Consider the following 8,160-nt stretch of genomic DNA (forward strand, 5'->3'; position numbering starts at 1 on the left):
GTCGATGCAATGACAATAGCGGCCATGCCAGAAGCCACCCTGCCCCCCGTCCACACACCAACGCGAGCCCTGGTTCTGGGCTCGACGTCCCGCTACCGCAAAGAACTGCTCAGCCGCTTGGGCACCGCCTTCAGCACCGACAGCCCTCAAGTGGACGAAACCCCCCGGCCGGGCGAGGCGCCCGCCGATCTGGCACGGCGGCTGGCACTGGCCAAGGCGCGTGAAGTGGCACAGCGCCACCCCGAAGCGGTGGTCATCGGCAGCGACCAGGTGGCCGACCTCCACGGCGAGCCACTGGGCAAACCCGGCACACACGAACGTGCGGTGGCCCAGTTGCAGCGCATGCGGGGGCAGACCGTGGTGTTCCAGACCGCCGTGGCCGTTGTCTGCCTGGCCACCGGCTTTGAACAGGTCGATCTGGCCCCGGTGGCCGTGGTGTTTCGCGATCTCGGGGATGCGGAAATCGAGCACTACCTGCGCATCGAGCAACCCTACGACTGCGCCGGCAGCGCCAAGAGCGAGGGCCTGGGCATCGCCTTGCTGGAACGCATTGACAACGACGACCCGACGGCCCTGGTCGGGTTGCCGCTGATCCGCACCTGCCGCATGATCCGCGCCGCTGGCGTGCCCGTGCTGTGAACGCCCGCCGCCTGGGCACCCTCTACCTGGTGCCCACCCCGCTGGACTTTGGCTGCACACCACCCACAGGTGAGGCCATGGCGCCGCTCACCCAATGGCTGCCCGACGACACCCTGCGCACCGCCGCGCGGCTGACGCACTGGATCACCGAAAACGCCAAGAGCACCCGCGCTTTCCTCAAACGGGTGGAGCCGTTGTACCCCCTGGCCGCACCACTGCAGGCGCAGCACATCTCAGAACTGCCCCGGCAGGCCCATAAAAAGGGCGACCACCAAACCGCCGGCGATGGCGATCGCGAAGCCCTGGCCTTGCTGGCGCCAGCCCAAGAGGGTCACGACATGGGCCTGGTCAGCGAAGCTGGCATGCCGGCGATTGCCGACCCCGGCAGCTCCATCGTCCGGGCGGCACACACGCTGGGCTTGGTGGTCCATCCGCTCACGGGGCCGGTATCGCTCATGCTGGCCCTGGCGGCCAGCGGCCTCAACGGGCAGAACTTCGCCTTCGTCGGCTATGTGCCGCAAGAAAACACCGAGCGGGCACGCCGGCTGCGGGACCTGGAAGCACTGGCCCTCAAAACCGGCCAGACGCAAATCCTGATTGAAACGCCTTACCGCAACGCCGCGCTGCTGCAGGCCCTGCTGCAAAACCTGCACCCCCACACGCGCCTGGCGGCCTGTTGCGGCATGACACTGCCGCAACAGATCACGCGCAGCGCCGTCATCAGCGACTGGAAGCGACAGTCGCTGGCCCAGCAGCTTGCGCTGGACCTGCCCACCGTCTTCCTGCTGGGGCGCTGAAGCCGCTCAGCCCAGCGCTTTCATCATGTGTGCTCGCACCGCTGGCCCCAGCTTCGGATCGGCCAGTGCCAAGTCGATCGTGGCCTCCAGGAACCCTTCCTTGCTGCCGCAGTCGTAGCGCTTGCCGTCGTAGCGAAAGGCGTAGACCTTTTCGGTCCCGATCAGGGCGGCAATGCCGTCGGTGAGCTGGATCTCGCCACCCGCGCCGCGCGGCTGACGGCGGATGCTGTCGAACACCCCGGGCGTCAGGATGTAGCGACCCGCCACAGCCAAGGTGGAAGGCGCCACCTCTGGGACCGGCTTTTCCACCATGCCAAACACCTCGGCCGCGGTCTCGTTCACACCCCGAACATCCACCACGCCATAGCGACGCGTCTCGGCGCGTGGAACGTCTTGCACAGCCAATACGATCCCCGGTCTTTCAGCGTAAGCCTGCACCATCTGCTGCAACACCGTCGTGCCGCCCTGATGCTGATCGCGCCCAAGCATCAGATCGTCGGCGAGGAGCACCGCAAAAGGCTCATCACCCACCACCGGCTCTGCGCACAGCACGGCGTGCCCCAAACCGAGCGGTCGGGGTTGGCGGATGAAGTTGCAGGCCATGTCGTCGGGCTTGATGGCGTGTACCAACTCCAGCAACTCCTGCTTGTCGCCTTTCTCGAGCTCGTACTCCAGCTCGAAAGCAGCGTCGAAATGATCACCAATCGCACGCTTGTGGCGCCCGGTGATGAAAATCATCTGCCGGATGCCCGCGGCATAGGCCTCCTCCACCGCGTACTGGATCAGAGGCTTGTCCACCACCGGCAGCATTTCTTTGGGAATGGCCTTCGTGGCAGGCAGGAATCGGGTACCGAGTCCACCGACGGGAAAAACGGCTTTGTTGATCTCTGGCACTCTCTGCTCCCTGGAAATCGCTGCTGCCAACAGGCCGCCACATCATGTGGCCCACAGCACGGTCAGTAAAATGGGTGAATGTCCACCACTCCAGCAGGCGATCATAAAGCGCGCCGTAGCCACATCGCCGTCGCTTTGAGTGTGTGGAAAGCGTTGTTCTTGCGCGAAGCCGTGGCCCGCATTTCGGCACAGCGCGCAGGCTGGGTCTGGCTGGTGCTAGAACCCATGCTGCATATCGCCATGATCACCTATGTGATGACTGGTTTCAGAGGCCGCGAATTTGGCGACGCTGACGCAGCCTTGTTCGTTGCACTTGGCCTGATCGGATTCCGGTTCTTCAGCAACCCCGCCTTCAAATCACCGGCCACACTGGGCACCAACCGCGCTTTGCTGGTGTACCGACAGGTCAAACCGATCGACCCCATCCTCTCGCGCTGCGTGCTCGAAGGCTGGATACAGATTCTGGTCGCCGTGCTGTTCATGTGTCTGCTGTCCGTGCTGAATCACGATGTTCTACCGTCCGCGCCCCTGATGCCGTTCCTCTGCGTCCTGACGCTGTGGCTGTTCGGGCTCGGCACGGGTCTGGTGCTGTCCGCTGCCACAGTGCTGGGACCTGAGGTCGGGCGTTTCACCAACCTCCTGAGCATGCCCATGTACCTGCTTTCGGGGGTCGTGTTCTCGCCCTCCCAATTGCCGCCGCCCATGCGCGACGTCGTGCTGCTCAACCCCGTGGCGCACGGCATCGAACTGCTGCGCTCAGGTTTTTTCCCCGGTTACTACGTCGCCGACCAGGTGAGCTTCTCGTACCTCATGGGCTTCACCCTGGTGAACCTGTTTTTTGGACTGGCCTTGCACCGCCACCTCCAAACCCGACTCATCAGCCTATGATCCGCATCGATCATGTCCACAAGCGCTACCGGACCACGCACGGTCCGGGGCCGTGGGTGCTCAAGGATGTTGACATCAGCATCCCCCGTGGCTGCAGCGTCGGTCTGGTGGGCGCCAATGGCGCAGGCAAATCCACCTTGTTGCGCCTGATTGCGGGCGCTGACAAACCCACCCGTGGCGCTATTGAGCGCCTGTGTCGCGTCTCCTGGCCACTGGGTCTGACAGGGGGTGTTCAGGGTCAACTCACCGGTCGCCAGAACGCCAAGTTCGTCTGCCGCTTGCTCGGTCATGACGATGAACTGCCCTCGCTGCTGGCGTTTGTCCAAGACTTCTGCGCACTCGGACCGGCATTCGACGAACCTGTGGGCACCTATTCCACCGGCATGAGTGCGCGCCTGAAGTTCGCCCTTTCTCTGGCCTTCCGATTCGACGTCTACCTCGTCGACGAACTCACAGCCGTGGGCGACACCGTGTTCCGCAAAAAGTCCAACGAGGCCTTCAGGGAAGTCATCAAAACAGGCAGCGTCATCATGGTTTCTCACCAGGAGGGACCGCTCAAAGAATTCTGCCAGGCCGGCATCTTCATCGACCGTGGCCAAGCCCACTGGTTCGATCAACTGGACGACGCGCTGTACGCCTACCGGCACAGCACCCCAAAAGCATGAACCTAGACACCACCCGGCGCCTGATCGGACGCCACCGACTCTGGAGCGCAGCCATCGCGTCCATCCTCGGCGCCAGCCTGTACTGGGGACTGGTCGCATCCGACCGTTACGTTTCAGAAGCCCGCATCGTCGTGGACCAGCCCGGCAGCAACGCCGTGGCATCGCTGGACCTGTCCGGTCTGCTGGGCAGCAGCCGCAACCACAACGATTCGCGCTTGCTGCGCGACTACCTGCTCACCGTCGACATGCTGCAGAAGCTGCAAGCCTCGCTGGATCTGCGCGCCCACTACAGCGATCCAAAACACGACATCCTCTCCCGCCTCTGGAGCCGGGACGTGTCGGTGGAATCCCTGCACGACTACTACCTGAAACGTGTTCACGTCGAACTCGATGACGCGTCCGGCGCACTTCGCCTGCGCGTCGAAGCCTTTGACGCCGCATTTGCCCAACGGATGGCCCAGGAACTGCAGAAGGAAGGCGAAACCTTCATCAACGGCATGGCCCAGTCGCTGGCGAAAGACCAGGTCCTGTTTCTGGAAGGGGAAGTGAAAAAGGCCGCCGAGCGATCAGCTCAGTCACGTGCCCGTTTGCTGCAGTTCCAGAACCGCACAGGCCTGCTGTCGCCACAAGCCAAAGCCGAAAGTGTGGCCGCCATCCTGGCGCGCATTGAAGGTCAACTCTCCGATCTGCGAGCGCGGCGACAGGCCATGCTGGGCTACCTCAGCCCCGACTCGGCCGACGTCGCACAGTTGAACCTGCAGATCCAGGCTCAGGAACAGCAATTGCGCACCGAACAAGGCCGGCTGGCCTCGAGCCAAGGCAGCGCGCTCAACAAGACCATGGAAGAGTTCCAGCAGCTCGAGCTGGACGCTCGGCTGACCCAGGAGCTGTACACCTCGTCATTGACGGCGCTGGAAAAAGGCCGCATCGAAGCGACGCGCACCCTGCGCAAAGTCTCCGTCATCCAGCGCCCTTCGCTGGCCGAGTACCCCCTGGAACCCCGACGCCTTTACAACATCATCGTCTTCGCCCTGGCTGCCCTGCTGGCCACCGGCGTGGTGGCGTTGCTCAAGGCCATCGTCCGCGACCATCAGGACTGATCCATGCGTTCACTGCACCCACAACCTCTCGCCACAACCCTCCTGCGTCGGGTCATTCCTTTGTGGATGGGCCTCAGCCTCCTGGCCCAGGTCGGCACCGCCAACGCCCAGGTCGAGCTTGGCGCCACGATTTTTCCAGCGCCGGCAGCCGCCATCGCCACCCCGGTGACGATCACGCCCACCACGCTGTCGGTGGCCGCCCCCTCCAGTGAAGACAAAGGCCTCAACCTCGGCAGCGATGTGTTCGGCGCGCAGCTCTTCTCCGGCGCCTTCGCGCGCAGCGGCCCCACGCAATTCAACCCCGACTACCTGATCGCCACCGGCGACAGCCTGCAGGTGCGGCTGTGGGGCGCCTTCACTTACGACGCCGTCCTGACGGTGGACCCGCAAGGCAACATCTTCCTGCCGCACGCGGGTCCGGTGCCCGTGCGAGGCACGCGCAATGCCGATCTGCAGAAGCTGGTGGACTCGTCCATCCGCAAGGTGTTCCGGGCCAACGTCAACAGCTACGCCAGCCTGGCCGCTGCGCAACCCGTGCGCGTGTTTGTCGGTGGCAGCGTCCGGCGCCCCGGCCTGTACAACGGCACCAGCATGGACAGCCTGCTCCAGTACCTCGACCAGGCCGGCGGCATCGACGCCGACCGCGGCAGCTTCCTCAACGTCCAGGTCAAACGCGGCAGCACCGTCCGCGGCACCCACAATTTGTACGACTTCCTGCTCGACGGCCGCATGCCGTTGCAGCAACTCGCCGATGGCGATGTCGTGTTTGTCCAGCCACGGCAAAGCACCGTCAAAGTCAGCGGCATGGCCAGCACGCCCCAGCGCTTCGAATTCACCGGCCCCGGCATCACCGTGGCCGGCCTCTCGCGCCTGGCCAAGCCCAGCTCTCAAGCCACCCATGTGCGCATCGTTCGCAACACCGGCGCCATCCGCAACGTCGAATACGTGCCCATCGCCGACGCCTCAAACATGACCCTGGGCAACGGTGACGAAATCGAATTCACTGCCGACAAAAAGCCCGGCACCATCAGCGTCCGGGTCGAAGGTGAGCACGCCAGCGCACAGGAATACGTGCTCCCCTACGGCTCGCGACTGGGCGATCTGCTCAAGCGCATCGAATTCAACGAACGCTCCGACACCACCAGCGTCCAGCTCTATCGCAAGAGCGTCAAGGAACGGCAGCGCCAGTTGCTCGCCACCTCACTGCACAGCCTCGAAAACAGCCTTCTCACCGCCCGCAGCGGCTCCAACGACGAAGCCGTCCTGCGCAAGCAGGAAGCCGACCTCACCCTCCAGTGGGTGGAGCGCGCCAAGCGCATCGAACCCCTGGGCCAGGTCCTCATTGCGCAAGCCCGCCAGCGCGACGACCTGCTGCTCGAAAACGGCGACGTCCTGCGCGTCCCCGTCAAGGATGGCCTGGTCCTCATCAGCGGCGAAGTCCTGTTCCCCACCGCAGTGGCCAGTTCCAAGGACATGGGCCTGAGCGACTACATTGCCCGCGCTGGCGGCTATGCACAAAGCGCGGACACCTCGCGCATCGTCATCGCCCGCAGCGACGGCAGCTTTGAACAGACGTCCACCGACATCTCCAGCCGAAGCCCAGACGTCCGTTCCGGCGACCAGATCCTGGTGCTGCCCAAGGTGGACGAAAAGAACCGTCAGTTCTGGAAAGAAATGGTCCAGATCATCTACCAGGTGGCCGTCACCGCGAAGATCGCGCTCGGCCTGTGATGCCGGCACAGCCGGCCTGCCCCTGTGGCCTCCCCGCGGCCACGCACGCTCAGTCATGACATCTGTCTCCACCGCCTACGCCAAGGTACGCGCCCTCGCCGGTTCCGCGTTCCTGGCCTGGCTGTGGTCGGTCGGGCAGATCGCCAAGCGCGTCGGACTTCACGGCCCCTACCTTCGTTATGTGGCCTGGCAGGTTCGATGCACCGGACTCTTCGACGACGAGTACTACCTCGAAGCCAACCCGGACGTGGCAGAAGCCGGCATCGACCCGCTGATGCACTTCTTGCGCGCTGGCCAGCGGGAGGGGCGCAACCCCACGCCCCTGTTTGAAACGCGCTACTACCGCTCGCGCACACCCGGCAAACTCAAATTCGTCAACACCTTCCTGCACTACTGGCAGGTCGGACGCTTCGAGGACCGCCAACCCTGCCAGTGGTTCGATCCAATCCACTACCGCGCCGAGCACCCCAAAGGGCACCTCATCCGTTACAACGGACTGCGGCACTTCCTGGCGTTCAGCAAAGAAGACGGCATCTCACCCAGCGCCGACTTCGACCTCGCCTTCTACCTCCACACCTACCCCGACGTCGCGCGCAGCAACATCAACCCCCTGGTGCACTACCTGCGCATGGGGCGCAGCGAAGGCCGTGTGGCCCTGCCAGACGAATGGGACCACCTCAACGAACCGGCCTCACTGGCGTTGTCAGCGGCCTTCACGGCCGACTGGAACGACACCCAGTCCAGTTCGCAGACCTTGCAGGCACGGATCGACGTCATCGTGCCCGTCTACGCGGGACGAGACGAAACCCTGCGCTGCCTGCACAGCGTGCTCGACGCCCCGTGCCAGACGCCTTTTGAACTCATCGTCATCAACGACGCCAGCCCCGACCCCGAACTCACGGCCCGCCTGCAGGAACTCGCTGACCAGGGGCATTTCACGCTCCTGCACAACAGCATCAACCACGGCTTCGTCTACACCGCCAACCGCGGTCTCGGCCTGCACCTGGATCGCGACGTCATCCTCCTGAACGCCGACACCGAAGTCTTTGGCAACTGGATCGACCGTCTGCTGGAAACCGCCCGCTGGCAACCCTATGCGGGCACCATCACCCCGCTGTCCAACAACGCCACCATCTGCAGCTACCCCCGCTTCAACCACGACAACCCGGCGCCGCTGGAAATGGGTTACGCCGAACTCGACCAGCTGTGCGCCAGCGTCAACAGCGGTCAGTCGGTTGAGGCGCCCACCGGCGTGGGCTTCTGCATGTACATGCGCCGCGCCTGCATCAGCGACGTCGGCAACTTCGACGAAGCCGCCTTCGGCCGTGGCTATGGCGAGGAAAACGACTTCTGCCAGCGCGCCCAGCAAAAGGGCTGGAAAAACCTCATCGCCGCAGACGTCTTCGTGCACCACCTGGGCAGCACCTCATTCAAGGGCGAGCGCTC

General features: G+C 64.2%; 8 protein-coding genes. 7 read left to right on the forward strand and 1 reads right to left on the reverse strand.

Annotated features, from left to right (window positions below; genetic code table 11):
* Positions 1–24 precede the first annotated feature (24 nt).
* Both ACR2JA_RS07160 and ACR2JA_RS07165 read left to right on the forward strand, forming a co-directional pair.
* Positions 25–639, forward strand: coding sequence for a Maf family protein (locus ACR2JA_RS07160; RefSeq protein ID WP_434008418.1), 615 nt, complete (start codon positions 25–27; stop codon positions 637–639).
* Complete coding sequence (locus ACR2JA_RS07165) at positions 636–1,436, forward strand: SAM-dependent methyltransferase (RefSeq protein WP_434008411.1); 801 nt, start codon at positions 636–638, stop codon at positions 1,434–1,436. The genes ACR2JA_RS07160 and ACR2JA_RS07165 overlap by 4 nt, the downstream gene beginning before the upstream one ends.
* A 6-nt stretch (positions 1,437–1,442) precedes the next feature.
* Here the strand turns inward: ACR2JA_RS07165 and galU are convergent, their stop codons facing one another.
* The gene (gene galU, locus ACR2JA_RS07170) at positions 1,443–2,330 is read right to left on the reverse strand and encodes a UTP--glucose-1-phosphate uridylyltransferase GalU (protein WP_434008412.1); all 888 of its coding nucleotides are present in this window, start codon (positions 2,328–2,330) and stop codon (positions 1,443–1,445) included.
* A gap of 78 nt (positions 2,331–2,408) precedes the next feature.
* Between galU and ACR2JA_RS07175 the strand changes: the two genes are divergently transcribed.
* The 5 genes from ACR2JA_RS07175 to ACR2JA_RS07195 all read left to right on the forward strand — a co-directional run.
* Positions 2,409–3,218 carry an ABC transporter permease gene (locus tag ACR2JA_RS07175; RefSeq protein ID WP_434008413.1) on the forward strand — a complete coding sequence of 270 codons (810 nt, stop codon included), beginning with the start codon at positions 2,409–2,411 and terminating at the stop codon, positions 3,216–3,218.
* Entirely contained in the window at positions 3,215–3,883 is a 669-nt protein-coding gene (locus tag ACR2JA_RS07180) for an ABC transporter ATP-binding protein (RefSeq protein WP_434008414.1), read from the forward strand. Before ACR2JA_RS07175 ends, ACR2JA_RS07180 begins: the two co-directional genes overlap by 4 nt.
* A complete protein-coding gene (locus tag ACR2JA_RS07185) occupies positions 3,880–4,983 on the forward strand; it encodes a chain-length determining protein (RefSeq protein ID WP_434008415.1) in 1,104 nt (367 codons plus the stop codon). Before ACR2JA_RS07180 ends, ACR2JA_RS07185 begins: the two co-directional genes overlap by 4 nt.
* Before the next feature lie 66 nt (positions 4,984–5,049).
* Positions 5,050–6,714: a polysaccharide biosynthesis/export family protein gene (locus ACR2JA_RS07190; RefSeq protein WP_434008416.1), complete on the forward strand. Its 1,665-nt coding sequence runs from the start codon at positions 5,050–5,052 to the stop codon at positions 6,712–6,714.
* A gap of 55 nt (positions 6,715–6,769) precedes the next feature.
* The coding region (locus ACR2JA_RS07195) for a glycosyltransferase family 2 protein (RefSeq protein ID WP_434008417.1) at positions 6,770–8,160 on the forward strand (1,391 nt) is incomplete at its 3' end.

The sequence above is a fragment of the Hydrogenophaga sp. genome (genome assembly GCF_051007235.1).
Lineage (GTDB): Bacteria > Pseudomonadota > Gammaproteobacteria > Burkholderiales > Burkholderiaceae_C > Hydrogenophaga.

Coding starts and splice junctions, on each gene's coding strand:
- ACR2JA_RS07160 (WP_434008418.1), top strand. CDS start 25: ATGCCAGAAGCCACCCTGCCCCCCGTCCACACACCAACGCGAGCCCTG.
- ACR2JA_RS07175 (WP_434008413.1), top strand. CDS start 2,409: ATGTCCACCACTCCAGCAGGCGATCATAAAGCGCGCCGTAGCCACATC.
- ACR2JA_RS07180 (WP_434008414.1), top strand. CDS start 3,215: ATGATCCGCATCGATCATGTCCACAAGCGCTACCGGACCACGCACGGT.
- ACR2JA_RS07185 (WP_434008415.1), top strand. CDS start 3,880: ATGAACCTAGACACCACCCGGCGCCTGATCGGACGCCACCGACTCTGG.
- ACR2JA_RS07190 (WP_434008416.1), top strand. CDS start 5,050: ATGGGCCTCAGCCTCCTGGCCCAGGTCGGCACCGCCAACGCCCAGGTC.